The following is a 24,075-nucleotide window of genomic DNA, read 5'->3' as shown; positions in this document are numbered from 1 at the left end:
CGTCCAATTATTCAGTTGCGCCGTCCCGCGACGCAGCCGCGATTGACCCTCACCAAGCCTTCACATAGGGTCCGGCGACTTTCAAAACAGGTTAAGGTGCGGCCCCTTAACAGCTTGGTAATGGAGCGAATTCATGTCAAAGCCCGATCTGGCGAGCCTCGAAAAGACCATCGAAACCGCCTTCGAGGAACGCGAGACGATTTCGACGGCAACCCGCGGCGCAGCGCGCGACGCCATCCAGGCGGCGCTCGACCTACTCGACCGGGGTGTTGTCCGCGTTGCCGAGCGCCAGGCCGACGGCAAATGGCATGTCAACCAGTGGCTGAAGAAAGCTGTGCTGCTGTCGTTCCGACTCAACCCGATGGAGATCATCAAGGGTGGTCCGGGCCAGGCCGTGTGGTGGGACAAGGTGCCGTCGAAATTCGACGGCTGGAGCGCCATCGACTTCGAGAAGGCAGGTTTCCGTGCCGTGCCGTCGTCGATCGTGCGGCGCTCCGCCTACGTCGCGCCAGGTGCCGTGCTGATGCCGTCCTTCGTCAATGTCGGCGCCTATGTCGACAGCGGCACCATGGTCGACACATGGGCCTCGGTCGGCTCCTGTGCCCAGATCGGCAAGAATGTGCATCTGTCGGGCGGCGTCGGCATCGGCGGCGTGCTGGAGCCGATGCAGGCCGGCCCGACCATCATCGAGGACAATTGCTTCATCGGCGCACGCTCCGAAGTGGTTGAAGGGTGCGTCGTGCGCGAAGGCTCGGTACTCGGCATGGGCGTCTTCATCGGCCAGTCGACCAAGATCGTCGACCGTGCCACCGGCGAGGTTTTCTACGGCGAAGTGCCAGCCAATTCAGTGGTGGTGGCGGGCACGATGCCGGGCAAGAACGTGCCAGGCGAAAACTGGGGTCCCAGCCTCTACTGCGCCGTCATCGTCAAGCGGGTCGATGCCAGGACCCGTTCCAAAACTTCGATCAATGAACTGCTTCGCGATTGATCTTTTCAAAAAGACGGACCTACCCGCTTGCTCGACAGACCTCGATTTCTATGGCTTTTCTTCAGCCTTTCCGGGCGAGTGAACCCCAGCGCCTATGTTTTGGCGGGTCTTTTACCGCTCCTCACTCAGCTTTTCCTGCTCTACCAGTTCTCGCGAACGCCGCTGGGCACTGCTGCAAGTCAGTACTGGGCGCTCGCCTGGTGGGTCGCTGTGGTTGTCTCGACATGGTCGACCTTTGCGCTAACGGCGAAGCGGTTCCATGATTTCGGCAAGCCTACCTACTACGCATTGATCTCTCTCATCGTCGGCGCCATTCTCCTTGTCATTCTGGCCTTTTTCAAAAGTGATCCCGGACCCAACCGCTACGGCAAACGCACCAATGCGCCGGCCGAATCATGAGCGCCGGGCGGGTCTCTAGCCATGCGCTACCGCACGCTTGATGCGAAACTGATCATCGAAACTGCCGAGCGACTGGAAAAACGCGTCGCCGAGCGGTTTCCCGATACCGGCTTGCGTGGCGTTGCCATCGAACTTGTGTCGCTGTCGCGTGATCTGGCCAAGGCGGCGAAGGCGCTGGAAGCGCCGATCTGGTGGCTGCGCGGCGTCGTCATCGTCACCATTGCCGCCGGCGCGGTGATGTTCCTGTTCGTCGGCACCATCCTGCCGCTCGGCCGCATCTCGGGAACCCACGACGCCATCCAGTCGGTGCAAGGCATCGAATCCTTGATCAACATGATCATCCTCGCGATGCTCGGCTTCCTGGCCTTGATCCGGACCGAGGAGCGCATCAAGCGCAAGCAGGTGTTTCGAAAGCTTCATGGCTTGCGATCGCTGATACATGTCATCGACATGCATCAGCTGACCAAGGATCCGGCAGCGCTTTCAACCGATTTCAAGCCGACATCGCATTCACCGGCACGCATAACCGACCGTGCCGATCTCGCGCGCTACCTCGACTATTGCTCCGAAATGCTGTCGATCACCGGCAAGATCGCCGCGCTGTTCGCGCAATCGGTCAACGACGATGTGGTCGTCGATGGCGTCAACGATATCGAGTCCCTGGGCTCCAATCTGTCGCGAAAGATCTGGCAAAAGATCACGCTGATCGACGGTCCATTGCGGTCGGCTCGTCCAGGTACCTAAGCTAATCTTAATCACCTTGATCCAGCATGCCCTGTGAAGACTGTGTCGACCGGCACGGAGCACTCGACTGGCACACGACGAACCCCTGGCCAACCCGAAAACGCGCGGAAAGCGAAGCGCCGGCGCGCGGCTGTTCGCCCGGTTTTCTTCACCGATCAGCGCGGAACCGGAAGCTGTCCGCGCGCGGCTTCTCGACACCACTTTCGAGCGCAAATTCGCTGTCCTGTTCGGCACCATCAGTGTCCTGGTGCTGGCAGTCGGCGCCACTGTCGTCACCGGCGACCGGTGGCCCTACGCCTGGATGGCGGCCGACCTCATTCTGTTTGCCGTCCGCTTCCTGCTGATGCGGGAATGTGAGCGGACCCGCAAGCGCGGGGGAACGGGGCCGCTGGCAGGCCTCATGGCCGCCGGTGGGTCATGGTCGGTGATTTTCGGCCTCGGCTGCTATGGCTGCGTCGTCAGCGGGGATATGGCGCTTGCCGTGCTGGCTGCCTTGAATGTCGCAGGCGTCGTCGGCGTGGTGTCGTCGCGCAACGCAGCGACCCCGCGCTACGCCATATTCGTCATGCTGGCGGTAAGCCTGCCTTTCCTGGTTGGCGCGCTGTTATCTCCGGCGCCCGGAATGTCGATCGTCGGATTTCAAGTGCCTTTTTATGTGGCCGGCGTCATCATCGTGCTGCTTCAAAATCATGCGATCAACGCCCGCATGATCCGCGCCGAACTGGACAATCGCGATCTGGCGATCAAGGACGCGCTGACCGGCCTGCCCAACCGCATCTTCCTTCAGGAGAAACTGCGCGGCATGTGCAGCGAGCTTGCGGCGCCGGCAGCAAACGGCGGCATGCCGTTTGCCGTTCTCAGCATGGACCTCGACGGCTTCAAACACGTCAATGACCGCTTCGGCCACGCGGTCGGCGACATGCTGCTGCGCAAGGTGGCCGAACGATTGAAGCGCGCTTTCCGACCGGGGGATATGGTCTTTCGCATCGGCGGTGACGAATTCGTGATCCTGCTGCCCGACACATCCGAGATCGAAGCCACCATGCTGGCAAAGCGCGCCATTGAGAAGATTTCGGTACCCTTCGACCTTGGCGTGGGCACCGCAATACCCATCGGGTTGAGCATTGGAAGTGCCTTCGCGCCTGCCGACGGCGGCGAGCCGGAACTTCTTCTCACCTGCTCCGATCACACGCTCTATGAAGCCAAACGCACCGGAAAGGGCCGTTACCGGGCGCATGTGCGGGCCGCGAACTGACCACAGCGATTATTTGGGCCTTTTGTCGCTCAGTCCATGCAATATCTCGTATCCCGCCTAAGTGCGTCGCGTCTGAAGCGACCCCTGCGACGCACTTTAAGCCTTTGTTTGTTTTATGCGCATTTGCCCAAAACCGCTGCGCCCGCACCGGTCAAGCCCAGGGCCATGCCTTTTGGGCGACATGCATCAGGCCTGCGACAATACGCCATGAAAACCATAGTGTCGGCGGGATGGCTGGCCCTTATGTCTGGCCGTGACAGGCCTTGCGCTTTCGACTAACGCTTTTGCCCATGACGTTGCCGACCGATCCCGCTGGAAATCTCGCCGCCCTCATCCGCTGCCCCTCCGTGACACCTATCGAGGGCGGGGCACTGAGCACGCTGGAAACAATGCTGAAACCACTCGGCTTTTCCGTCGAGCGCCCGGTGTTCTCGGAGGACGGCACGCCCGATATCGAAAATCTCTATGCGCGGCGCTCCGGCAACGGTCCGCACCTGATGTTCGCCGGGCATACCGACGTGGTGCCGGTCGGCGACGAGACCTCATGGACGCATCCGCCTTTCGCTGCCGAGATCGCCAAGGGCGAGATGTTCGGTCGCGGTGCCGTCGACATGAAGGGGGGCATCGCCTGTTTCATCGCCGCCGTGGCGCGCCATCTCGAGTCGAAAGGCGGCCTGAAAGGCTCGGTCTCGCTGCTGATCACCGGCGACGAAGAAGGGCCGGCCATCAACGGCACGACAAAGCTGCTCGAATGGGCGGTCGCCAAGGGCGAGAAATGGGATGCGTCGATCGTCGGCGAGCCGACCAATCCCGATGCGCTGGGCGACATGATCAAGATCGGCCGGCGCGGCTCTTTGTCCGGCAGCATCATCGTCAACGGCCGCCAAGGCCACGCCGCCTATCCGCAGCTTGCCGACAATCCGGTGCGCGGCCTGATGACGCTGGTCGAAGCCTTGCTGCACCCAGTCTTCGACAAGGGCACCAAGGACTTCCAGCCGACCAATCTGGAGGTAACCTCGATCGACGTCGGCAATCCGGCCACCAATGTTATTCCGGCAAAGGCGACCGCCGCCTTCAACATCCGCTTCAACGACACATGGACCGCCGAGACCATCCAGGCGGAAATCCACAACCGTCTCGACAAGGCGGCGAAGCGAAAGAAATACCGGGCCGGCAAGACGACACCGGTCGATTACGAACTCGTCTGGCGCGACCGGCCGAGCCACGTCTTCCTCACCCGCGACGAGCGGCTGATCGAAGCGCTCAGCGGTTCGGTCAAGGCGGTGATCGGCAGGAAGCCGGCGCTTTCCACCTCCGGCGGCACCTCCGACGCACGCTTCATCAAGGATTATTGTCCGGTGGTCGAGTTCGGGCTGGTCGGCAAGACCATGCACATGGTCGATGAACGCGTCGCACTTGCCGACCTCGAGACGCTGACGCAGATTTATCTGCGCTTCATCGAAGACTGGTTCGAGCAAGGCGCATCGTAATCATGCTTTCGTCGGATGAAACCTATGCTTCGCTCAACGGCGCCTGGCGACTGATGCTCGGCAAGGCCGATGGGCTGCGCCAGTTCGACCTTTCGGCCGACGGTTTCTGGAATTCCTTCTTCGCCATCGTCGTCGCGGCACCGGCGCTGATCGTCGGTTGGGTCGGCCTCGCCAACGAGATCGGCGATCCGAATGCATTCGCCGGACGCTTCAGCATGCTGATCCGTCTGGCGACAGTCGACATCGGCGTCTGGGTGTTGCCGCTTGTCGGCCTTGCCCTCGTCGCGCCGCGCGCCGGCATCGGCGGGCGCTTCGTCCACTATGTCGTCGCCAGCAACTGGGCGTCGGCGATCATCGCCTGGATGATGCTGCCAGCGGCGTTGATCAGGCTTTTCCTGCCGTCCACCAACGAGTTCGCCGTACTGGCGTCGCTGCTTTTGTTCGCGCTGTCGATGATCCTGACCTGGCGGATGACAAACGTTGCCATCGGCAGGGGCGCGGCTGTCGGCAGCGCTGTCTTCGCCGGAATGTTCGTGGCGTCGCTGGTCGTTCTGTTCGCGCTGCAGGCGCTGCTCGGCATCGGTGCGCCGAGCGGGACCGGGACTTGAATAGCTTCGGATCATCGGATTCACACGCCGCGTCACCATCGCCTTCATTGTAGAGTCCGAGCGCGTGGTGATTGTGCGCGTGTTCTACGGCTGGGCCGATTGGCAGGACGACCTAGCCTAGTGACGCTGACTGATCGGCACATCTAGCCGCGTCATCCGGACGCCTTCGGATAATCTACCCCAACGAGAAAAAGCCCATCGGGCGGCGCTACCTGGCCACAGGCTGCACGGTCGCGCGCGTCGAGCGCCGCCTTCAGATCGGCAATTGTCCAGCCGCCTTCGCCGACGCGCTTCAGCGAGCCGACCATCGAGCGCACCTGATTGTGCAGGAACGAGCGCGCCGAGGCTCGCACTTCGATCATGTCACCCAGCCGACTGACATCCAGCCGGTCGAGCGTCCGGACCGGGTTGTCGGCCTGGCACTGGGTCGAGCGGAACGTGGTGAAATCATGCCGCCCCAGCAGCACCTTTGCCGCTTCGTGCATGGCCTCGGCGTCGAGCCGCTTCGGCACCCACCAGATCTTGCCCTTGTCGAGCGCCGCCGGCGCGCGCCGGTTGACGATGCGGTAGAGATAGTGGCGGCCGATCGCCGAGAAACGCGCATCGAAGCTATCCGGCACCACAGCCGCCTTGAGGATGGCGATGCGCGCCTTGGCCGTTTGCAGGTGGGCGTTGACGGCATCGCGAACCTTGTCATCAGGCCACGCCCTGACGAGATCGACATGCGCCACCTGACCGGTCGCGTGGACGCCGGCATCGGTGCGGCCGGCGCCGCGCAGCGAGACCTGTTCGCCGCAGAATTTCTCGATCGCCTGTTCGATCGCCTGCTGCACCGAAGGCTGGTCTGCCTGGCGCTGCCAGCCGGCATAGAGGCTGCCGTCATATTCGATGTCGAGGCGAAAACGCGGCATTCCTAAGAAGGATGAGGTTAGGCGGCGAGCGCGGTGCCGAAAGCCGAAGCGTAGACCAGCTTGCCGGTCTCAGGCGCTTCGCCCCAGACCAGCGCCTGCATCGCTTCGCCCTGGAACTCGCTTTCGAATTTTTCGGCGCGCGCGTGACTGTAGCCGAAGCGGCCATAATATGCGGGATCGCCAAGCACCACCGCCAGCACCTCGCCGGCATCCTTCAGGCGGATATGCGCCTCGCGGACCAGCGCACCGCCGATGCCGGTGCCATGGAATGACGGCTCGACCGCCAGAGGCGCCAGCGCCACTGCCGGAAAGCTCTTGCCGCCGTTCTGCACGTAAAGCCGCGAAAACAGAATATGGCCGACCACCTGTCCATCTTCTTCCGCCACCAGTTCGACGACGGCATCGCCGCCGCTGACCAGCGCGTCGACCAGTCCGGCCTCCGCCTGCTGGCCGAATGCGTGTTCCTCGACCAGGCGGATCGCCTCGCGGTCCCGCGGCGTCGCCGCGCGTATCGACATCATGCTCATGAGAATTTCATTCCTTTTTCGAGCTTGGCCCCGCGCAGAAATTCCTGCGCGGCAATGGGCCTTCCGCCCGCACGTTGAACTTCGACCAACCTGATCGCGCCTGACCCGCAGGCGACCGTCAGCCGGTCGTCGAGAATTCCTCCCGGCTCGCCGGCGCCTTGCGAAAGCGTCGAGCGAAGCAGTTTCAGCCGCTCCAAGCGGCCGGCAATTTCGATCTCGCACCATGCGCCGGGAAAGGGCGACAGGCCGCGAATATGATGGTGGACTTCGCCAGCAGGCCGCGTCCAGTCCACGCGCGTCTCCGCTTTATCGATCTTTTTGGCATAGGTCACCCCCTCCGTCGCCTGTGCGGTAAAAGTCAGGGCATCCCGTTCCAGACGAGCCAGCGCTTCCGCCATCAGCGCGGCGCCAATGTGCATCAACCGATCATGCAGTTCGCCGGCCGTCATATCGGGGCCGATGGCGCATTTTTCGGCCATCGCCACCGGGCCGGTGTCCAGGCCCTCTTCCATCCGCATCACCATCATGCCTGTCTCGGTATCGCCGGCCATGATGGCGCGCTGGATAGGGGCGGCGCCGCGCCAGCGTGGCAACAGCGACGCGTGACCATTGAGGCAGCCGAGCCGCGGCGCCTCGAGAATGGGTTTGGGCAACAGCAATCCATAGGCGACGACGACGGCGACATCGGCCCGCAAGGCGCGGAACGCCTGCTGCTCGGTCTCGTTCTTCAGCGACACCGGCGTCCGCACCTCGAGGCCCAGCCGCTCGGCCTCGCGCTGCACCGGCGACGGCGTCAGTTCCAGCCCCCGGCGACCGGCGGCGCGCGGCGGCTGAGTGTAGACGGCTCCAATCTCATGTCCGGCATCCGCGATCGCCCGCAGCGTCGGCACCGAGAATTCGGGCGTACCCATGAAGATGACGCGCAAGGGCATTTTGTTCCGGGTCAGGTCTTCGTCTGGCCGTTAAGTCGGCTCAGTCGAAGTCGCGAACTTTGCGGGTCGGCGACCGAAGTCGCGTTTCCTTTCTGCTTCGATTTCGTTCATGATCTTGGCGAATTCATCGCCAATTGCGTTTTCAGCAGCGAAAGTCGCGCGAATAGCGTCCCATGCCGAAAGACCCGGCTCCAGCCTGGCTTGCCTTTCGGCGACCATGCCTTCGCGCAGAAGAGCTATCGCCTTGCCCGACAGGCTCTGGCCGCTCTTACGCGCCGCCTGCTCGATTTCCCGCTTCAAGGGTTCGGGAATATTTCTGATCAGCATGTCGCTCATCGGCGTCTCCATTTCCTGATCTGGAACAGGGTAGAGGGGCGCTGTCCCGCCAACATCTTCGAAAGGTTCAGCATCAAACTGCGCGAGTATCGCCCTATCCCACTAACTTGCCCGGCGCCTTGCTGCCTGATGGTTTGTCCCTGGCGAGCTTCTTGAACTTCTTCACCACCATGTCGCGCTTCAGCTTCGAGATGTGGTCGATGAACAGAACGCCGTTGAGATGGTCGATTTCGTGCTGCAGGCAAGTCGCCATCAGCCCTTCGGCCTCGATCTCCTGCAGCTTGCCGTCGCGATCGAGATATTTCACCCGCACGGCGGCAGGGCGCTCGACCTCGGCATAGTAATCCGGGATCGACAGGCACCCCTCCTCGTAGACCGAGCGCTGATCGGCGCTCTCAAGAATCTCGGGATTGATGAAGACATGCGGCGCCGGCGGCTCGTCTTCCTTGGCGAGGTCGATCACCAGCATGCGCAGCGGTTCGCCGATCTGGATCGCCGCCAGACCAATGCCCGGCGCATCATACATCGTGTCCAGCATATCGTCGGCCAGTTTGCGCAAGGCGCCGTCGACGCGCTCGACCGGTTTCGAAACCTGGCGCAGGACGGGATCGGGAAGGATGATGAGCGGCTTGATCGACATGGCGTCTCACCTAAGACCTCGCACGAAAAGCGTCAACCGGGGCATTTGCAGCGGCGTTCACGTTTTGATCTGTGTCGTCAGGCCGAATCATCTATGCTGTCCGATATGAACGACCTGACCACCATCCTGTCTGAACCGATCGCCCGGCTCGGCGCCACCACGATCACGCTCGGCCACGCGCTGGCATTCGGCGCGGTCCTGTTCCTGGGCCTGTTCGTGGCGCTCGTCGTCGCGCTCTGGCGCTCGGCCAAGGCGCGTGCGGTGGCTGCCGCGGAAGCCGCCGACCACGCCCGCGACGCCGAGGCGCGGATGGCCGGCATCCTGGCAAGCCAGGCCGAGATGCAGGGCCGCATGGGCGCCATCGCCGAAGTGTTCGGGGCGCGGCAGGCCGAACTCACGCAGTCGATCGGCCAGCGTCTCGACGCGATGACCGGCCGTCTCGGCCAGACCATGACCGAGCAGACGAAATCGACGCATGAAAGCCTCGCCAAACTGCAGGAGCGGCTGGCGGTCATCGATACAGCGCAAGGCAACATCCAGTCGCTCGCCAGCCAGGTCGTGCAACTTCAGGCAATCCTCTCCAACAAGCAGACGCGCGGCGCCTTCGGCCAGTCGCGCATGGAGGCGATCGTCGCCGATGGCCTGCCGCACGGTGCCTACGAATTCCAAGCGACCCTGTCGAACGGCAGCCGGCCTGACTGCCTGGTGAAGATGCCGAATGGCGCGCCCGCACTCGCCATCGACGCCAAGTTTCCGCTGGAAGCCTGGAACGCCATCCGTGCCGCCGAAGGCGTCGATTTGCAGAAGGTCGCGGCACAAGCGTTTCGGCGTGACATCGAGGTGCATGTCCGCGATATTTCCGACAAATACCTGATCCAGGGCGAGACGCAGGACACCGCCTTCATGTTCGTGCCGTCGGAATCGGTATTCGCCGAGATCCACGAGAATTTCGAGGGGATTGTCCACAAGGCGCACCGCGCCCGCATCGTCATCGTCTCGCCGTCGCTGCTGATGCTGTCGATCCAGGTCATCCAGGCGATTCTCAAGGACGCCCGCATGCGCGAGCAGGCGCATCTGATCCAGGGCGAAGTCATCCGGCTGATGGAGGATGTCTCGCGCCTCGACGAGCGGGTGCGCAAGCTGCAGAGCCATTTCGGCCAGTCGGCCAAGGATATCGACGATATTCTCGTCTCGACGTCGAAGGTGACCAAGCGCGGCCAAAAGATCGAGGCGCTGGAGTTCGGCGCGCAGCCGACGGAGGGCGACGCCGGATCGGCGGCCAGTGCGAAGACCGAAGCGGGTGCGCGCGTCGCCGACTCCAAGACCGGCCAGCTGAGGCTAAGGGTGGTCGAAGGCGACGACTGAGAGGCTACTGCTCCTCGACGATCATCGTGCCTTCGAACTCCGGCAGCCAAGGCAGCGCCGAGCGGTGCCAGATCTGTTTTCTCGGGATCAGTTGTTCGCGCTGCCGCGCCGTGCCGACCCTGATGCCGTAGACTTTCGGCCCGTCGCCAACCGACGTGGCATAGAGGTGCGTACCGCATTCGCCGCAAAAGGCCTGGGCGCGCCTGGCGCCGCTCGCTGCGGTCTTGATGTAGATCTTCGGCGTGCCCTTGGTGATCCGGTAGTGCTCCTCCGGCGCCGGCACGGTCACCCGAAACGCTGTTCCGGTCAGCTGCTGGCAATCGATGCAGTGACAAATACTGGTGTTGTCCGGATCGACCTCCGCCTCGTAAGTGATGGCGCCGCAATGGCACCCGCCGTCGATTTTCATCTTCGCTCCTCCCTTCAGCCGAGCCTCGACGCGTTGGAGCTTAACGGCGCACCGGCCGAAGCTCCACCGGCAATCACAACGCGCGAAGCATCCTGTGGTTCAAGACTGCGGCGCCGACGCCTGTTCGATGATTTCATCAGTCCAGACCTTGAAACCGGCCAGCATACCCGGCCCGAAGATATGGGTCAGCGGCACATCGGCTGCGTCGCGGCCGGAGGCGATCAGGATGCGGCCGATGCGCGGCGCATTGTTGCGCGGATCGAAGGCATGCCAGCGGCCGCCGAGGTAGACCTCCATCCAGGCAGCGAAATCCATGTCCGACCACGGTTTCGGCAAGCCGATGTCGCTGATGTATCCGGTGCAATAGCGTGTCGGGATATTCAAGGCGCGGCAGAAGGCGACGGCGAGATGGGCAAAGTCGCGGCAAACGCCGCTTTGCTCACGATAGGCCTCTGCTGCCGTGCGCGTCGGCCGCGCGTTGCCGTAGTTGAAGATGATGTGGTTGTGGACGAAATCGCAGACCGCCTGCACGCGTGGAATACCGAGCGGTGAGTGGCCGAACAGCCGCCACGCCTCGTTCGCCAGCACGTCGCTCTCGCAATAGCGGCTCGGCAGCAGGAACAGCAGCGTCTCCGACGGCAGGTCGCGCACCTCGTGCTGCCACGCCAGCAGATCGCCCATCTCAAAACTTCCGGGATCGCGGATCACCGCGTCCGTGCCGAAGGTGAAGCGACCGGGAGGGGCGACAAGGCGGTTGCACCAATTGCCGAAACTGTCGCGGTAGCTCTCGATCGGCACCGGTGGGTTCGAAGTCAGGAAATCCGGCCGCTCGAGATCGGACGCGCGGGAATAGTGAACGTTGAGCATCGCGATCAGCGGCGTTTCCTGCGGAAAGTCGAAGCTCATCTCGCAGCCGATATGGATTCGCATTATCGTCCTGACCGTCCTGCCGGATCACCACCCGGCGAAGGCACGGGCCGTTGCTGCAGCGCAAAAAAGATCATCGCACGGACCAGCGCGGTTTACGAGCGATTTAGAAATGGTTGACAGCCAACGGCTGGCGCCGGCGCCAGATTATGCCTCTTGCGGTCGAGCGTTTCTCTTGGTTCATTTCGCTTGCCACAATTGGAGGAAACGAATCATGGCTAAAGGTGCGATGAAGGCGGGCAAGGAAGCCCGCAAGCCGAAGAAGGACGCGAAGAAACCTGCCGCTGCCCCGACCCTGAAAGCGCCGCCCGTCAAGGCGACCAAACTCAAGGACAAGTAAGCCTCGGCGTTTCGGCGCAGTCATGACCGACGGCATTCCAGGACCATCGACATTCAGCGACTGGTCCTGAAGTGCTGTCGGCGCTGCTGTTGATTGGGCATTTCTGAATCAATGCCGCGAAGACGACTTCGCGCTTTCCGAAAAGACCGGGACGACCCGCAATCCAATGGAGCGTTCCGATGTCGTGGATTCTTCTCTTCTTCGCTGGCCTGTTCGAGATCGGCTGGGCGATCGGCCTCAAATACACTGACGGTTTTTCGAAGCCGCTTCCGACCGTCCTGACGGTTGCCTCAATGGTCGTCAGTCTCGCCTTGCTCGGACTGGCGCTGAAGACGCTGCCGGTCGGCACGGCTTACGCGGTGTGGACCGGCATCGGCACCGTCGGCACGGCGCTGCTTGGCATCTGGCTGCTCGGTGAGCCTGCGACCGCGATCAGGCTGGCCTGCATCGCACTCATCGTCTGCGGCATCATGGGATTGAAACTCGCGACCTAGTTCTTGCTGCAAGGCAGCAGCACAAACGCCTTCAGGGCCGCTGCAAGGCGGCCCTGAATTTGATTGGTGAATCGCGCTTGGAGCACTAGCGAGCGGAAAAGCCCGGAGGCGTCCTGCCGGTGCGCTGCTTGCGCGCCGCATAGCGCGCGTCGCGCTTGGCTTTGCGCTCGGCCTCGTCGGCAAGCAAACGAGCGATGCGCTCGTTCTCTTCGGCTTCCCGGATCTTCGCTTCCGCCTGCGCCGCTTCTTCCGCAGCAATCCGCGCGGCTTCGGCAGCAGCTTCGCGCTCGGCCTTTTCGGCCGCTTCGCGCGCCAGCTTCTCCTGCTTCAGCCTGGCCTTTTCGGCCTCGCGTATCGCACGGGCTTCGAGGATCGCCTTGCGTTCGGCCTGTCGTGCCAGCACCGCTGGATCGTCCGCTGCCGGCTTTGCCTTGAAGCGCTCGAGAAGCGCCTTCTTTGCCTCGTTTGCGGCATTGCGCCGCTCGAAAACGTCTTTTTCCCTATAGATAGCCAAGTCCACTTCCCTGGAGTCAATTTGCGAGGCTTACATACGCGTGAAAACCCAGAGTTCAAGCGCCAAAACGGTATGCCAGCCATGAAATTCTGAGCTGTTGCAGCCGGGAGACGCCTTTTCGGCTGAATTCGGCTGAAACGGACATGCACTGTTCACCATCCGACCCTCTGGCGGCGCGGCGGACTGGTCGCTACCTGTAGCGCGAAAAACAAAACACCAGAACAAAACACCAGGATGACAGATGATGGAACTCGGTCTCTACACCTTCGCCGACGTCAGCCCGGAATCAGGCCCAGGCGCCATCGGTGCGCATGAGCGGCTGCGCAACCTGATCGAGGAGATCGAGCTGGCCGACCAGGTCGGCCTCGACGTGTTTGGGTTGGGCGAGCATCACCGTCCCGATTATGCGGCTTCAGCGCCAGTCGTGGCCCTGGCCGCGGCGGCCGAACGCACCAGGCGCATAAAGCTGACCAGCGCGGTCACTGTACTGTCATCCGACGATCCGGTCCGTGTCTTCCAGCAGTTTGCAACGCTCGACCTTCTATCCAGCGGCCGGGCCGAGATTATGGCTGGGCGCGGCTCGTTCATCGAATCCTTTCCGCTGTTCGGCTACGATCTTGAGGACTATGACGAGCTCTTTGCCGAAAAGCTCGATCTGCTGCTTGCCGTCCGCGATCATGTCAAGGTGAGCTGGTCGGGCAGGCTGCGCGCTCCGATCAACGATCGCGGCGTCTACCCCCGCCCGTTCCAGGACAGATTGCCGATCTGGATCGCGATCGGCGGCACACCGCAATCCGCCGCGCGGGCCGGTGCGCTCGGGCTGCCGCTGGCGCTGGCCATCATCGGCGGCGAGCCGGCGCGGTTCGCGCCGCTGTTCGATATTTACAGGGAAGCGGCCAAACGGGCTGGCAACGATCCGGCTGGTCTGGCCACCAGCCTCAACGTGCACGGCTTCATTGCCGCGACCACCGACCAGGCGGCCGACGATTTTTATGGGCCGCAGGCCGAGGTGATGAACCGCATCGGCCGCGAGCGCGGCTGGGGTCCGACGTCGAGAGCACATTTCGACCAGTCGCGCGGCCCGAACGGCGCGCTGTTCGTCGGCAACCCCGAACAGGTGGCCGAAAAGATCGTTGCCCAGCACAGGATATTCGGCAACGACCGCTTCCTGCTGCAAATGGCGATCGGCACGATGGCGCACGCCAAGATCATGAAGGCGATCGAACTCTACGGCACCAAGGTGGCACCGATCGTGCGCAAGGAAACGGCGAAGGCGATCCCCACCGTTGCCGCGCCGGCCGCCTGACTCGCCGGCCAGGTAGGGCCTAAGGTCATCGTCAGCGCCGGCTAACGCATCGGCCGAAAATCGGAATCGATTTTCGGGGCCGATGGTAAATTCAAAGTGTTAGAGCGTACTTTGAGCGTCCAAGTGGACGCACGTCGCTCCAGCGGAACCTTGAAGCCGCAAAGGCGTTTCCGCCAACAGCGTACACCAATCGCAGTGTGCCGCCGAGGGCCAGAATGAAAGCCGAACCCGCCGCTTCGGGTGCTGCCGAGAGCCCCGATCCGCGCGTCGAGGCGCGTGCGGACATGCACCTGATACGTTCGCTGCTAGTCGGCATCTTCATCCTCATGGCGATCTACGCGCTCTCCTTCGCTCGTGCCTTCTTCATGCCGGTCATCCTGGCTTTCCTGCTGGCGCTGACGCTGACGCCGATCGTCCGTTTCCTACGCAAACACGGCATGCCCGATGTGATATCGGCGACACTGCTGGTGCTGCTGTCGTTCTGCGTCATCGCCGTCGCAGGCTATCTGCTCAGCGGCCCGGTCATCGACCTCATCAACAACACCTCGGCGATTGGCCAGCAGCTGACCGAACGTCTCGCGCAACTGCGGCGTCCTTTCGAAAGGATCATGGAGATTTCGCGGCAGATAGAGGGACTGACGCAGACTTCCCAAGGGCCGGGCGTCCAGAGGGTAGCCATGGCGCAATCGGGCATCCTCTCGCAAGCCGCCGGCAATTTGCTGTCGGCGGGCACCAGCCTCATCATCGTCTTCGTCCTGTCGCTGTTCCTGCTCGCCTCCGGCACGATGTTTTATGAGAAGATCGTCGAATCCTTCCCCAGTCTCAGCGAAAAGAAGCGGGCACTGCGCGTCGTCTATGACGTCGAACGTGAAATCTCGCACTATCTGCTTACCGTCGCCGTCATCAATACATGCCTGGGCGTGGTCATCGGACTCGGCCTCTGGGCACTCGGCATGCCCAACCCGCAGGTCTGGGGCGCAGCAGCGGCTCTGCTCAATTTCCTGCCCTATATCGGGGCGCTGATTACCATCACGCTGGTCACGATCATCGCGCTGATCAGCTTCGACAGCATCTCCTACGCGCTGCTGGCGCCGGCCTTCGTGCTGTTGTGCGATACCGTCGAGGGCCAATTCGTGACGCCGACGGTGGTTGGCCGGCGCCTAGAGATCAACGCCGTGGCGATCCTCATCGCCATTGCCTTCTGGTCCTGGCTGTGGGGTTTCGTCGGCGCGCTGATGGCGGTGCCGCTGCTGGTCGTCATCAAGGTGTTCTGCGATCATTTCGACGAGCTCAGCCATGTCGGCAATTTCCTGGCGGCGCAACATACGGCGGTTGAGGACGAACAGATTTCAGAAACCGACACGGCTGCGGGCGCATGATCCGAGAAGCGGGATAAGCTGCGGCAGGCAGCCGTGGATACTAAATTCCAGAGCGTCCCTTTTTGCTTGAGTGGACTCATGGGCGTCAGTTCAATTTTTTGAATTTGCGGCCGTCGCGGTCGGTTCCTACATCCCTCCCGTCCACAGGATCCCCGCCCATGACCGCACTTTCGGTTCTCGACCTGTCGCCGATCGTCGAAGGCAGCAACGCTTCGCAATCGCTCACCAATTCGCTCGATCTCGCCCGCCATGCCGAGCGGCTGGGGTACAGGCGCTATTGGCTGGCCGAGCATCACAATATGCCGGGCATCGCCAGCGCCGCCACCTCCGTCGTCATTGCCCATGTCGCCGGCGGCACCACAACGATACGCGTCGGAGCCGGCGGCATCATGCTGCCCAACCATTCGCCGCTGGTCATTGCCGAGCAGTTCGGCACACTTAACGCGTTGCATCCAGGCCGCATCGACCTCGGCCTCGGCCGGGCGCCGGGCACCGACATGGGCACGGCGCGTGCGCTGCGCCGCAACCTCGACGCCGGCGCCGACAGTTTCCCGCAGGATGTCGTCGAACTGATGGGCTATTTCCAGCCGGCCGAAGACGGTCAGCGTATCCGCGCCGTGCCCGGCGAGGGCGAGCAGGTGCCGATCTGGATTCTGGGCTCGAGCCTCTATGGTGCGCAGCTCGCAGCCATGCTCGGCCTGCCCTACGCCTTCGCCTCGCATTTCGCGCCGGCCGAACTCGACCACGCACTGGAGATCTATCGCTCGCGCTTCCAGGCGTCGAAACAGCTCGACAAGCCCTATGTCATGCTCGGCCTCAACGTGTTCGCTGCACCCTCCGACGCCGAAGCGCGGCTGTTGTTCACCTCGCTGCAGCAGGCCTTCGTCAATCTGCGCACAGGCCGGCCCGGCCGCTTGCCGCCGCCGGTCGACGGATATGAGCGCGACCTCGACCCGATGGCCAAAACCATGCTCGGCCAAGCGCTGTCCTGCGCCGTCGTCGGCGCCCCGGAAACGGTCAGGCAAGGCATCGAGGCGTTCGTGCAGCGCACCGGCGCCGACGAGCTGATGGTCACCGCGCAGATTTTCGACCACGCAGCGCGGGTGCGATCCTTCGAGATCCTGGCCGACGTCCACAAATCGCTGTCGGAAGCTGCCTGACTTTTTTGCGAGGCTGCGAAGGCGCGTTAGGCGCTGACGCTTTGTGCGATCGCCCCCAGCGGCGCGCCAAGGGGCCGGCATGAATTGCGGATCATCAGGCGTCCCTTGAGCGTCAGCTTGCGCGGCGGCGCGTCCCTGTTTCCGGCGAGCCGGTCGAGCAGCAGATTGGCCGCCTGCTCACCGATCGCCTTGACCGGTTGTGCGACCGTGGTCAGTTGCGGCTGGAACACGTCCGACCACGGAAAATCGTCGAAGCAGGCGACCGAAATGTCCTCGGGGCAGGACAGCCCGATATCGCGGATCGCCTTCATGGTGCCGATCACCATCGGGTTGTTGGCCGAGAAGATCGCGCTCGGGCGGTCGTGCAGCGAAAGCAGCTGCATTGTCGCGTTGTAGCCGTCGACTTCATGGAAATTGCCGAAGCGGACAAGCTCGCTCTCGACCGGCAGGCCGGCAGCCTGGAGCGCCTCGCGATATCCCGTCATGCGATCATGCATGGGCGAGATGTCGAACGAGCCGGAGATGTAGCCGATCCGCCGGTGGCCGAGATCGATCAGATAGGTGATGGCGTCGAACACCGCGCGCTGGTTATCGAGAACGACCGCGTCGGTATCGACGCCTTCGCAAACGCGGTCGAGCAGCACCACCGGCACGTTGGCGTCGTCGACAATTCTCTTCAGGATCGCGCCGTCGCCGACGCGCGCAACAATCAGTCCGTCGACCATTCGGTCGAGCAGCAGCCTGATCTGGTCGTCCTGCGTGTTCAGGTCCTCGTCCGTGCAGCACAGCATGACCGCATAGCCGGCGCGGTCGAATGCCTGCTGGATGACCGAAACGACATCGGTGAAGAACGGATTGGTGATGTGGGGAACGGTCAGCCCGATGGTGCGGGTCGTGCCCATCTTCAGGCTGCGGGCGATCGCGTTGCGCTTGTAGCCGATGTCGCGGATCGCCTGTTCGATGCGCTGGCTGAGCTCGGGACTGACGGTCGCGGTGCCGTTGATCAGCGCCGAGACGGTGGCGACCGAAACACGCGCCACTTCAGCCACGTGCAGCATGGTGGGGGCCGTGGACTTTCGCTGCTTTTTTCGTCCTGACGCCATCATTTTCGAAACGTTTCATCGCCTCTGGCTGCAATACCTAAGGAATCCTGCGGATTTGTGCAAGAATTGAAATGCATCAATCCCGCCTCATCAGATAGCGACTTGACATGTTCGAAACGTTTAGATTAGCGTTTGAGATGTTCGACGACAACGGAAGGGAGGCCGTTCTTGTCATGGAGCATGGCAATTCCATCACGTCCGGAGATGATGCGGCCGCCGGCCGCTCGGCTGTCGTTCTGAGCGCCGAGCACATCTCCAAGACCTTCGGTGGCATCGCCGCACTTGTCGATGTCGGCTTCGAGCTGCGGCGCGGCGAGATCCATGCGCTGATGGGGGAAAACGGCGCCGGCAAGTCGACGCTGATGAAAATCCTCTCCGGCATCTATACGGATTACGACGGAACGGTGAACGTCGATGCCCATCCGGTCCGTTTCGCCGGGGTGCGCGACGCCGAGCATGCCGGCATCGCCATCATCCACCAGGAGCTCAATCTCGTTCCCGAGCTCAGCGTTGCCGATAATATCTTCCTCGGGCGCGAGAAGCTGATCGCCGGACTTATCGTCGACCGCAAGGCAAGCAGCCATGCCGCAGGCGCCCTGCTGCAGAGGCTCGGCATCGAGCTCAACCCGGATGCGCGGGTCGGCAGCCTGCGTGTCGGCGAGCAGCAGCTGGTCGAGATCGCCAAGGCATTGTCGATGTCGGCGCGCATCCTGATCATGGACGAGCCGACCTCCGCGCTTTCGCCGGCCGAATGCCAGAGGCTGTTCCGGATCATCCGCCAGCTCGCCGACAACGGCGTGGCGATCGTCTACATCTCGCACCGCATCGACGAGGTCATGCATCTGGCCAGCCGGGTCACCGTGTTTCGCGATGGACGCCGCGTGCTGACCGAGGCGATGGCAAAGCTCGACGAAGATACCATCATATCGGCGATGGTCGGGCGCAACCTGCTTGCCTCTTCCCAGGAAGAGCGTGGTCCCAGCGGCAAGGTCGTTCTCTCCGTAGGCGGCCTATCGCTGTCGAAACCAGACCGCCACGGCTGGCGCACCGCGCTCGACGGCGTCGCCTTCGATCTTGCCGAAGGCGAAATTCTGGGGATAGGCGGACTGCTCGGCTCGGGACGCACCGAAATCCTGGAGACCATCTTCGGCTCCAGCGGCGGCCGCGCCGGCGGCGAAATCCGGCTCGACGGCGAGCCGGTGGAAATCCGTTCGCCGCGCGACGCCCGCCGGCTCGGCATCGCCTTGGTGACCGAGGACCGCAAGACGCAGGGCCTGCATCTTCAGGCCTCGATCACCGACAATGTCGCGCTGCCGCTGGTCGGCACGCTGGCCCGATTCGGGCTTCGCTCGCGGGCCGCCGAGCAAGGCCTGGCGCGGCAGGCGGTCAAGGCGCTCGGCATTCGCTGCGGGACCATCGAGCAGCCGGCCGGCACCCTGTCCGGCGGCAACCAGCAGAAGGTCGTCATCGGCAAGTGGCTGGCGACGCGGCCGCGGGTGCTGCTGCTGGACGAGCCGACACGCGGCATCGATGTCGGCGCCAAGCGGGAGATCTACGACCTGATCTTCAAGCTGGCGCGAGACGGGCTCGCCATCGCCGTCATCAGCTCGGAATTGCCGGAGCTGCTGCTTCTTTCCGATCGCATCCTGGTCATGGCCGATGGTCGCCAGACGGGAATCCTTTCGCGCGCGCAGGCCAGTGAGGAGGCCATCATGCGGCTCGCGGCGCCGCGCCGGACCATGACGAGACCCGCAGCATGAGCATCTTGAACATCCTGTCGCGGACGAAGCTCTATTGGGGCCTGATCGCAATCTTCCTGATCGGCGTGCTGGGCTCGCCGATCAGTTCCAAGGGCAACAACATCTTCCTGTCCTACGGCAATCTGCTCGATGTGCTGCGCCAGGTGTCGACCACCGGCCTGATCGCCACCGGCATGACGGCGGTGATCATCACTGGCGGCATCGATCTTTCCGTCGGCTCGCTGATGGCGATCTGCACCGTGGTCTGCGCCATGCTGCTGACGGTTCCGGGTGTCACGCCGGCGGTGGTGCTGGGGGTGCCGACAGTTGCCGTGGTCGCCCTTTGCCTCGGCATTCTGGTCACCCGCTTCATCTTCCTGAACATCGAAAAATCGCGCGCCGGCCCGCAGGTCACCCACGCCGTCAGGCTGGACAGCGTTCGTGGGCTGGTCACGCCCGGCATTGTCGGGGTGATCCTCTGCAGTCTGGTGCTGTGGTTCCTGCTGCCGCAGGTCGGCTCGAAATTCGGCGTGGTCGGCGTGTTGCTGGTGGCGCCTTGCGTCGGCCTGCTGTTCGGCGCGCTCAACGGCTTCATCATCGTTGCCGGGCGGCTGCAGCCTTTCATCGTCACGCTGGCGATGATGGTGACGGCGCTCGGCATCGCCCGGCTGACCGCCGGCCAGAACAATGCAGTGCTGCCGGTCTACACCGGGTCGAACGCCACCGCCGATTTCGAAATGCTGCGCTCGCTGGTGTTCGGCGTGATCCCGATGCCGGGCCTGTTCTTCCTCGGAGCGATCCTGATCTACGGCGCGGTGCTGCGCTTCACCCCGTTCGGCCGCTATGTCTACGCCATCGGCGGCAACGAAGAGGCGGCGCGGCTGTCCGGCATTGCCGCCGGCCGCGTCAAGATCGCCACCTACGCCGTGTCCGGGCTGCTGGCCGGCGTGGCGGCAGTGCTCTATGTCGCGCAATACAGGCAAGGCAAGCCGGATGCCGGCGCCGGGCTGGAGCTCGATGCCATCGCCGCCGTGGTCATCGGCGGCACCAGCCTGATGGGCGGGCGCGGCAGCCTGATCGGCACATTCTGCGGCGTGCTGATCTTCGGGCTGCTCTCGAACATCCTGCAACTGCACAACATCAATTCGAACCTTCAGCTCGTGCTGAAGGGGATGATCATCATCGGCACCGTGCTCGTCCAGGAGCGCAATGCCGTTGATCTTCTCTTCTATCTGCGCCTGCCCTTTGGAAAAACGGCGCACAAGGAAACGACCGCAGCAAAGCGGCCGTCAAAAGAGACCCCGTCTCTAAATCTTGGAGGAAACAAGAAATGAAACGACGTGAATTGCTGAAGCTTGCCGCTGTCGCCGCGGCGCTGCTGACCACGACCGCCCTTCTGACCAGCGGCAACGCCTACGCGCAGGACAAGAAGTGGAAGATCGGCTTCTCGCAGGTGACGACCATCGAGCCGTGGCGCGCCCAGTTCAACAAGGACATCCTGGCTGAGGCCGCCAAGCATCCGGAAGTCCAGCTGATCGTCACCGACGGCGAGGACAAGACGGAAAAGCAGGTCGCCGATGTCGAGAACCTGATCCGCCAGGAAGTCGATGCGCTGCTGGTGTCACCGAAGGAATCCGCCGGGTTGACCGGCGTCGTGCAGCAGGCGATCGACGCCAAGATCCCGGTCTTCGTCCTCGACCGCAATGTCGAAACCAAGGACTACACGCAGTTCGTTGGCGGCGACAACAAGCTGATCGGCCGGGCTGCCGGTGAATACGCGGTCGAATTGCTCGGCGGCAAGGGCAAGGCATCAGGCAATGTCGTCGAGATCTGGGGCGGCATGGGCACCCAGCCGGCACATGACCGCCATGACGGCTTCCATGAATTCACCGACAAGGAGCCGGGCATAAAATATTTGCTCGACCAACAGTCGGGCGACTGGAAGCAGGACCAGGCCTACAACATCATGGCCACGGCACTGCGCAACAACGAGAAGATCGACCTCGTCTATGGTCACAACGATCCGATGGCCTACGGCGCCTATCTTGCCGCCAAGGATGTCGGCCGCGAGAAGGACATCAAGTTCATCGGCATCGACGGCCTGCCCAATGAAGGCGTGCAGCTTGTTGCCAATGGTGAGCTGACGGCGACGTTCACCTATGTGACGCCGGGCGCCGAAGGGCTGCGGCAGGCGATCAAGTTCCTGAACGGCGAGAAGGTCGAAAAGACCATCACGCTGCCGACGCAGAAGATCACCAAGGAAAATGCCGCCCAAATCCTGAAGGAGCACGGGCTCTGAGGCGTGTCGCCGGTGAGGGCGCTTGAGGGACGCGGCATGGCGCTGCCCCTCATCCGCCTGCCGGCACCTTCTCCCCGTATAGTGACGGGGAGAAGGGGACTGACCGAAACGCTGCACCCTTATTTCAACGCTGGCGATTGGCGAAACCATCGGTGGCGGCTTCTTTCTCCCCGTCACTATACGGGGAGAAATGCCCGGCAGGGCAATGAGGGGCAGCGCAGACCGAACAAGCTGACTCGGCCAGGTATCCGAAAATGCGGACTCTTACGGCCTAGGCTGACCAAGGCCGCGCTCACGCCAGCTTGGTCAATAGCCTCATGAAAATCGCGGCCTCCTTGGCCGAAAGCGGCGCCAGCGTTTCCTCCGTGATCTCGCGGGCGATCGGGATCAGCCGCTCGACGGCCTTGCGGCCTTCAGCGGTCAGATTGACCAGCAGGCGCCTTTTGTCGACCTCATGCTTGGAAAGCTCGACCAGGCCGCGCGCCTTGAGCCGGTCGATGACACCTTTCACCGTCGCCGCGTCCATGGCGATCAGGCTGCCAAGCTGGTTCTGCGAGGTCTCGCCGACATCGTGCAACTTGGCCAGCGCGGCGAATTGCGGCGGCGTCAGGTCGGCGATGTGCGCGGCGAAGATCGAGACATGGCGCTGGTGCGCCTTGCGCAGGATGAAGCCGACCTGCTCCTGCAGGCGGTAATCGTTCTCGTCGGGCTCCTCGGCCTCGACCAGCTTGAGCTTGACGTCTTCGGCGCTCACCGCAGTCCGTCCCATGCCTTGATGTCCTTTGCCGCGAGACCGCCCATGCGGTCGTGCACGCGCGGGCCGCAGGTCATGGCGAGGCAGAACAGGATCTCGTCGGGACGAGGCCCGTCGCTGATGCCGACCTCCATGGCATCGAAATGACTGCGCACATAGGCGGCGTTGATATGGCCGAGCGGCACGTCGAGCCGCGCGCCGAAGGCGCCGACCTTCTTTGCCGACGGCACGATCGCCTTGGCGTCACCGAGCCGCTCGCGCATGGCATAGCCGCCAGGCACATGCCACAGCGCGCCATGCTCCAGTTCGCCGGCGATACCGACGATGGCGCCCTTGCCGTAGCCGTCGATCTGTTTCAAGTCGCCGCCCAATGCGGCGATCAGCTTGTCGGAGAGCAGCAGCCCGAGCGGCTTCAGATCGTCCATCGCGCTCTGCAGGTCTTCCACGTAGCGGCCGGCGAATGGGTTGTTCACCACCGCCATGGCGGCGGCGCGGCGGCGCGGCACCTTCGCCACCGGCCCGCCCTCATGAAATATCTCCTCGGTCAGCACCGCAATCTTGCGGATCGCAAACTCAGGCATGGGCAATTTCCTTCCTTGATTTCTCGTTGGGCGCAACGAGCGCCATGGGACCGGCGATCCGTGCCTGACCGGCAAGGAACAACGCTGAAGCGGCAATCGGGCCATGTCGCCGAAAATCTTCGGCCACGGCGAGGCCGTGGTCCAGCGCGACGGCGATTTCGCCTGATGAAAGCGCGCCGACGGCCTGGGTGACCAGGCGATCGCCAAGGTCGCTGTCGGGCGCCAGATCGCGCGCCGGCATGCGCTCGATGGCGCCATGACCGGGCAGGTCGACGGCGTTGGCGATCAGGGTCGCGGCGGCATCGGCTTCAGCACCGGTCCGCGCCAGTACGGTAACAGCGTCGGCGATGCCGAGCGAAAAGGAACGGCCGCGCCAGCCGCTGGTCGCGATGCCGCGGATCCCGTCTTCGGCGCGGATCGTGATCCGGTCCGCCAGTCCATGACCTGTCCCGGCAATGGCAAGCGTCATCGACCGGCCATTGCCGAGATGGATCGCGCTGTCGCCGCCATTGTTGACGTAGGCGCGATCGAGCCGGCGACCGGCCAGCAGCGCGCCAAGCATTTCGTCGGCTACCGAACCGGCGACCGCAGCCATCGGCGTGATGAATTGTTTCGCCAGCGGAACAACCGCCGCTTCCATGCGTCGCGCCGTCGGGCCAGCGAAAGCACGTGGTCGCGACGAGGCCGGGCGGCGCAGTTCCGGCAGTTCGTCGACGAGCTCCTGCAGGATTGTTTGAAACCGCGCCACCGCCTGGCCATAGGCGGCGCGGCGTTCGTCCCCATCGCCAAATGCCTCGACGATCAGGTCGATCGGGCCATGATTGAGATGCAGCCGCCTGCCGTCCTCAAGCCAATGCGCCTGCGGGCCGTTCATC

Annotated in this window: 27 protein-coding genes; 15 read left to right on the top strand and 12 right to left on the bottom strand. The window is 63.2% G+C overall.

Annotated features, from left to right (window positions below; translation table 11 throughout):
• The first annotated feature begins 133 nt into the window (after positions 1 to 133).
• From dapD to AC0L2Z_RS04250, 6 genes are all read left to right on the top strand, one after another.
• Entirely contained in the window at positions 134 to 988 is an 855-nt protein-coding gene (gene dapD / locus AC0L2Z_RS04275) for a 2,3,4,5-tetrahydropyridine-2,6-dicarboxylate N-succinyltransferase (RefSeq protein WP_128175767.1), read from the top strand.
• A gap of 27 nt (positions 989 to 1,015) precedes the next feature.
• A complete protein-coding gene (locus AC0L2Z_RS04270) occupies positions 1,016 to 1,387 on the top strand; it encodes a DUF805 domain-containing protein (protein ID WP_473626834.1) in 372 nt (123 codons plus the stop codon).
• A 21-nt stretch (positions 1,388 to 1,408) separates the two neighbouring features.
• Positions 1,409 to 2,131, top strand: a complete 723-nt coding sequence (locus AC0L2Z_RS04265; protein ID WP_473626833.1) for a hypothetical protein — start codon at positions 1,409 to 1,411, stop codon at positions 2,129 to 2,131.
• A 247-nt stretch (positions 2,132 to 2,378) separates the two neighbouring features.
• Entirely contained in the window at positions 2,379 to 3,386 is a 1,008-nt protein-coding gene (locus AC0L2Z_RS04260) for a diguanylate cyclase domain-containing protein (RefSeq protein WP_473626832.1), read from the top strand.
• Positions 3,387 to 3,676: 290 nt separating this feature from the next.
• Positions 3,677 to 4,876, top strand: coding sequence for a succinyl-diaminopimelate desuccinylase (gene dapE / locus AC0L2Z_RS04255; RefSeq protein WP_128175761.1), 1,200 nt, complete (start codon positions 3,677 to 3,679; stop codon positions 4,874 to 4,876).
• A 2-nt stretch (positions 4,877 to 4,878) separates the two neighbouring features.
• Entirely contained in the window at positions 4,879 to 5,484 is a 606-nt protein-coding gene (locus AC0L2Z_RS04250; RefSeq protein WP_027152135.1) for a hypothetical protein, read from the top strand.
• Between the two features lie 152 nt (positions 5,485 to 5,636).
• Here AC0L2Z_RS04250 and truA read toward each other — a convergent pair whose 3' ends face one another.
• From truA to def, 5 genes are all read right to left on the bottom strand, one after another.
• Positions 5,637 to 6,395, bottom strand: coding sequence for a tRNA pseudouridine(38-40) synthase TruA (truA, locus tag AC0L2Z_RS04245; protein WP_128175759.1), 759 nt, complete (start codon positions 6,393 to 6,395; stop codon positions 5,637 to 5,639).
• Between the two features lie 17 nt (positions 6,396 to 6,412).
• Entirely contained in the window at positions 6,413 to 6,922 is a 510-nt protein-coding gene (locus AC0L2Z_RS04240) for a GNAT family N-acetyltransferase (RefSeq protein ID WP_027152137.1), read from the bottom strand.
• Positions 6,919 to 7,854, bottom strand: coding sequence for a methionyl-tRNA formyltransferase (gene fmt, locus AC0L2Z_RS04235; RefSeq protein ID WP_473626830.1), 936 nt, complete (start codon positions 7,852 to 7,854; stop codon positions 6,919 to 6,921). Before fmt ends, AC0L2Z_RS04240 begins: the two co-directional genes overlap by 4 nt.
• A 30-nt stretch (positions 7,855 to 7,884) precedes the next feature.
• Complete coding sequence (locus tag AC0L2Z_RS04230) at positions 7,885 to 8,190, bottom strand: hypothetical protein (RefSeq protein ID WP_023801563.1); 306 nt, start codon at positions 8,188 to 8,190, stop codon at positions 7,885 to 7,887.
• Positions 8,191 to 8,284: 94 nt separating this feature from the next.
• The gene (def, locus tag AC0L2Z_RS04225; RefSeq protein WP_128170220.1) at positions 8,285 to 8,830 is read right to left on the bottom strand and encodes a peptide deformylase; all 546 of its coding nucleotides are present in this window, start codon (positions 8,828 to 8,830) and stop codon (positions 8,285 to 8,287) included.
• A gap of 105 nt (positions 8,831 to 8,935) precedes the next feature.
• Here def and AC0L2Z_RS04220 point away from each other — a divergent pair, with 105 nt between their 5' ends.
• A complete protein-coding gene (locus tag AC0L2Z_RS04220; RefSeq protein WP_023801561.1) occupies positions 8,936 to 10,195 on the top strand; it encodes a DNA recombination protein RmuC in 1,260 nt (419 codons plus the stop codon).
• Positions 10,196 to 10,199: 4 nt separating this feature from the next.
• On the opposite strand, the gene AC0L2Z_RS04215 is transcribed toward AC0L2Z_RS04220, so the two are convergent.
• Both AC0L2Z_RS04215 and AC0L2Z_RS04210 read right to left on the bottom strand, forming a co-directional pair.
• Positions 10,200 to 10,604: a GFA family protein gene (locus tag AC0L2Z_RS04215; RefSeq protein ID WP_023801560.1), complete on the bottom strand. Its 405-nt coding sequence runs from the start codon at positions 10,602 to 10,604 to the stop codon at positions 10,200 to 10,202.
• 99 nt (positions 10,605 to 10,703) lie between these two features.
• A complete protein-coding gene (locus AC0L2Z_RS04210) occupies positions 10,704 to 11,534 on the bottom strand; it encodes a transglutaminase-like domain-containing protein (RefSeq protein ID WP_023801559.1) in 831 nt (276 codons plus the stop codon).
• Between the two features lie 211 nt (positions 11,535 to 11,745).
• On the opposite strand from AC0L2Z_RS04210, the gene AC0L2Z_RS04205 reads away from it, so the two are divergent.
• Together AC0L2Z_RS04205 and sugE are read left to right on the top strand one after the other, a co-directional pair.
• On the top strand, positions 11,746 to 11,871 hold the full coding sequence (locus AC0L2Z_RS04205) for a hypothetical protein (RefSeq protein WP_023801558.1): 126 nt from the start codon (positions 11,746 to 11,748) through the stop codon (positions 11,869 to 11,871).
• A gap of 179 nt (positions 11,872 to 12,050) precedes the next feature.
• Positions 12,051 to 12,365, top strand: a complete 315-nt coding sequence (gene sugE / locus AC0L2Z_RS04200) for a quaternary ammonium compound efflux SMR transporter SugE (protein ID WP_023801557.1) — start codon at positions 12,051 to 12,053, stop codon at positions 12,363 to 12,365.
• A gap of 85 nt (positions 12,366 to 12,450) precedes the next feature.
• Here sugE and AC0L2Z_RS04195 read toward each other — a convergent pair whose 3' ends face one another.
• The gene (locus tag AC0L2Z_RS04195) at positions 12,451 to 12,879 is read right to left on the bottom strand and encodes a DUF6481 family protein (RefSeq protein WP_023801556.1); all 429 of its coding nucleotides are present in this window, start codon (positions 12,877 to 12,879) and stop codon (positions 12,451 to 12,453) included.
• A gap of 244 nt (positions 12,880 to 13,123) precedes the next feature.
• On the opposite strand from AC0L2Z_RS04195, the gene AC0L2Z_RS04190 reads away from it, so the two are divergent.
• The 3 genes from AC0L2Z_RS04190 to AC0L2Z_RS04180 all read left to right on the top strand — a co-directional run bounded on the left by AC0L2Z_RS04190 (position 13,124) and on the right by AC0L2Z_RS04180 (position 16,724).
• Positions 13,124 to 14,185, top strand: coding sequence for an LLM class flavin-dependent oxidoreductase (locus tag AC0L2Z_RS04190; RefSeq protein ID WP_023801555.1), 1,062 nt, complete (start codon positions 13,124 to 13,126; stop codon positions 14,183 to 14,185).
• A 215-nt stretch (positions 14,186 to 14,400) separates the two neighbouring features.
• A complete protein-coding gene (locus AC0L2Z_RS04185; protein ID WP_473626829.1) occupies positions 14,401 to 15,564 on the top strand; it encodes an AI-2E family transporter in 1,164 nt (387 codons plus the stop codon).
• A 158-nt stretch (positions 15,565 to 15,722) separates the two neighbouring features.
• Positions 15,723 to 16,724 carry an LLM class flavin-dependent oxidoreductase gene (locus AC0L2Z_RS04180; protein WP_287225235.1) on the top strand — a complete coding sequence of 334 codons (1,002 nt, stop codon included), beginning with the start codon at positions 15,723 to 15,725 and terminating at the stop codon, positions 16,722 to 16,724.
• A 26-nt stretch (positions 16,725 to 16,750) separates the two neighbouring features.
• On the opposite strand, the gene AC0L2Z_RS04175 is transcribed toward AC0L2Z_RS04180, so the two are convergent.
• A complete protein-coding gene (locus AC0L2Z_RS04175) occupies positions 16,751 to 17,782 on the bottom strand; it encodes a LacI family DNA-binding transcriptional regulator (protein ID WP_023801552.1) in 1,032 nt (343 codons plus the stop codon).
• A gap of 218 nt (positions 17,783 to 18,000) precedes the next feature.
• Here AC0L2Z_RS04175 and AC0L2Z_RS04170 point away from each other — a divergent pair, with 218 nt between their 5' ends.
• From AC0L2Z_RS04170 to AC0L2Z_RS04160, 3 genes are read left to right on the top strand one after another with little or no spacing between them, the layout of a single operon-like run.
• Complete coding sequence (locus AC0L2Z_RS04170) at positions 18,001 to 19,587, top strand: sugar ABC transporter ATP-binding protein (protein ID WP_473627058.1); 1,587 nt, start codon at positions 18,001 to 18,003, stop codon at positions 19,585 to 19,587.
• Positions 19,584 to 20,900 carry an ABC transporter permease gene (locus tag AC0L2Z_RS04165; RefSeq protein ID WP_473626827.1) on the top strand — a complete coding sequence of 439 codons (1,317 nt, stop codon included), beginning with the start codon at positions 19,584 to 19,586 and terminating at the stop codon, positions 20,898 to 20,900. The genes AC0L2Z_RS04170 and AC0L2Z_RS04165 overlap by 4 nt, the downstream gene beginning before the upstream one ends.
• Positions 20,897 to 21,865: a substrate-binding domain-containing protein gene (locus AC0L2Z_RS04160; protein WP_473626826.1), complete on the top strand. Its 969-nt coding sequence runs from the start codon at positions 20,897 to 20,899 to the stop codon at positions 21,863 to 21,865. The genes AC0L2Z_RS04165 and AC0L2Z_RS04160 overlap by 4 nt, the downstream gene beginning before the upstream one ends.
• A 292-nt stretch (positions 21,866 to 22,157) precedes the next feature.
• Here AC0L2Z_RS04160 and AC0L2Z_RS04155 read toward each other — a convergent pair whose 3' ends face one another.
• From AC0L2Z_RS04155 to AC0L2Z_RS04145, 3 genes are read right to left on the bottom strand one after another with little or no spacing between them, the layout of a single operon-like run.
• A complete protein-coding gene (locus AC0L2Z_RS04155) occupies positions 22,158 to 22,619 on the bottom strand; it encodes a MarR family winged helix-turn-helix transcriptional regulator (protein WP_473627057.1) in 462 nt (153 codons plus the stop codon).
• On the bottom strand, positions 22,616 to 23,200 hold the full coding sequence (locus AC0L2Z_RS04150) for an amino acid synthesis family protein (RefSeq protein ID WP_287238346.1): 585 nt from the start codon (positions 23,198 to 23,200) through the stop codon (positions 22,616 to 22,618). The genes AC0L2Z_RS04155 and AC0L2Z_RS04150 overlap by 4 nt, the downstream gene beginning before the upstream one ends.
• Positions 23,193 to 24,074 carry a UPF0280 family protein gene (locus AC0L2Z_RS04145; RefSeq protein WP_473626825.1) on the bottom strand — a complete coding sequence of 294 codons (882 nt, stop codon included), beginning with the start codon at positions 24,072 to 24,074 and terminating at the stop codon, positions 23,193 to 23,195. Before AC0L2Z_RS04145 ends, AC0L2Z_RS04150 begins: the two co-directional genes overlap by 8 nt.
• Position 24,075 lies beyond the last annotated feature (1 nt).

The sequence above is a fragment of the Mesorhizobium sp. WSM4850 genome, from assembly GCF_055811735.1.
Note: the sequence above shows the minus strand (reverse complement) of the source record. Positions and strands in the feature narration are given on the sequence as shown.

Bases quoted from the DNA above. Each gene is read 5' to 3' on its own strand.
- dapD (WP_128175767.1), top strand. From the start codon at position 134: ATGTCAAAGCCCGATCTGGCGAGCCTCGAAAAGACCATCGAAACCGCC.
- AC0L2Z_RS04265 (WP_473626833.1), top strand. From the start codon at position 1,409: ATGCGCTACCGCACGCTTGATGCGAAACTGATCATCGAAACTGCCGAG.
- dapE (WP_128175761.1), top strand. From the start codon at position 3,677: ATGACGTTGCCGACCGATCCCGCTGGAAATCTCGCCGCCCTCATCCGC.
- AC0L2Z_RS04250 (WP_027152135.1), top strand. From the start codon at position 4,879: ATGCTTTCGTCGGATGAAACCTATGCTTCGCTCAACGGCGCCTGGCGA.
- truA (WP_128175759.1), bottom strand. From the start codon at position 6,395: ATGCCGCGTTTTCGCCTCGACATCGAATATGACGGCAGCCTCTATGCC.
- AC0L2Z_RS04240 (WP_027152137.1), bottom strand. From the start codon at position 6,922: ATGAGCATGATGTCGATACGCGCGGCGACGCCGCGGGACCGCGAGGCG.
- fmt (WP_473626830.1), bottom strand. From the start codon at position 7,854: ATGCCCTTGCGCGTCATCTTCATGGGTACGCCCGAATTCTCGGTGCCG.
- AC0L2Z_RS04230 (WP_023801563.1), bottom strand. From the start codon at position 8,190: ATGAGCGACATGCTGATCAGAAATATTCCCGAACCCTTGAAGCGGGAA.
- def (WP_128170220.1), bottom strand. From the start codon at position 8,830: ATGTCGATCAAGCCGCTCATCATCCTTCCCGATCCCGTCCTGCGCCAG.
- AC0L2Z_RS04220 (WP_023801561.1), top strand. From the start codon at position 8,936: ATGAACGACCTGACCACCATCCTGTCTGAACCGATCGCCCGGCTCGGC.
- AC0L2Z_RS04215 (WP_023801560.1), bottom strand. From the start codon at position 10,604: ATGAAAATCGACGGCGGGTGCCATTGCGGCGCCATCACTTACGAGGCG.
- AC0L2Z_RS04210 (WP_023801559.1), bottom strand. From the start codon at position 11,534: ATGCGAATCCATATCGGCTGCGAGATGAGCTTCGACTTTCCGCAGGAA.
- AC0L2Z_RS04205 (WP_023801558.1), top strand. From the start codon at position 11,746: ATGGCTAAAGGTGCGATGAAGGCGGGCAAGGAAGCCCGCAAGCCGAAG.
- sugE (WP_023801557.1), top strand. From the start codon at position 12,051: ATGTCGTGGATTCTTCTCTTCTTCGCTGGCCTGTTCGAGATCGGCTGG.
- AC0L2Z_RS04190 (WP_023801555.1), top strand. From the start codon at position 13,124: ATGGAACTCGGTCTCTACACCTTCGCCGACGTCAGCCCGGAATCAGGC.
- AC0L2Z_RS04185 (WP_473626829.1), top strand. From the start codon at position 14,401: ATGAAAGCCGAACCCGCCGCTTCGGGTGCTGCCGAGAGCCCCGATCCG.
- AC0L2Z_RS04180 (WP_287225235.1), top strand. From the start codon at position 15,723: ATGACCGCACTTTCGGTTCTCGACCTGTCGCCGATCGTCGAAGGCAGC.
- AC0L2Z_RS04175 (WP_023801552.1), bottom strand. From the start codon at position 17,782: ATGCTGCACGTGGCTGAAGTGGCGCGTGTTTCGGTCGCCACCGTCTCG.
- AC0L2Z_RS04170 (WP_473627058.1), top strand. From the start codon at position 18,001: ATGGAGCATGGCAATTCCATCACGTCCGGAGATGATGCGGCCGCCGGC.
- AC0L2Z_RS04165 (WP_473626827.1), top strand. From the start codon at position 19,584: ATGAGCATCTTGAACATCCTGTCGCGGACGAAGCTCTATTGGGGCCTG.
- AC0L2Z_RS04160 (WP_473626826.1), top strand. From the start codon at position 20,897: ATGAAACGACGTGAATTGCTGAAGCTTGCCGCTGTCGCCGCGGCGCTG.
- AC0L2Z_RS04150 (WP_287238346.1), bottom strand. From the start codon at position 23,200: ATGCCTGAGTTTGCGATCCGCAAGATTGCGGTGCTGACCGAGGAGATA.
- AC0L2Z_RS04145 (WP_473626825.1), bottom strand. From the start codon at position 24,074: ATGAACGGCCCGCAGGCGCATTGGCTTGAGGACGGCAGGCGGCTGCAT.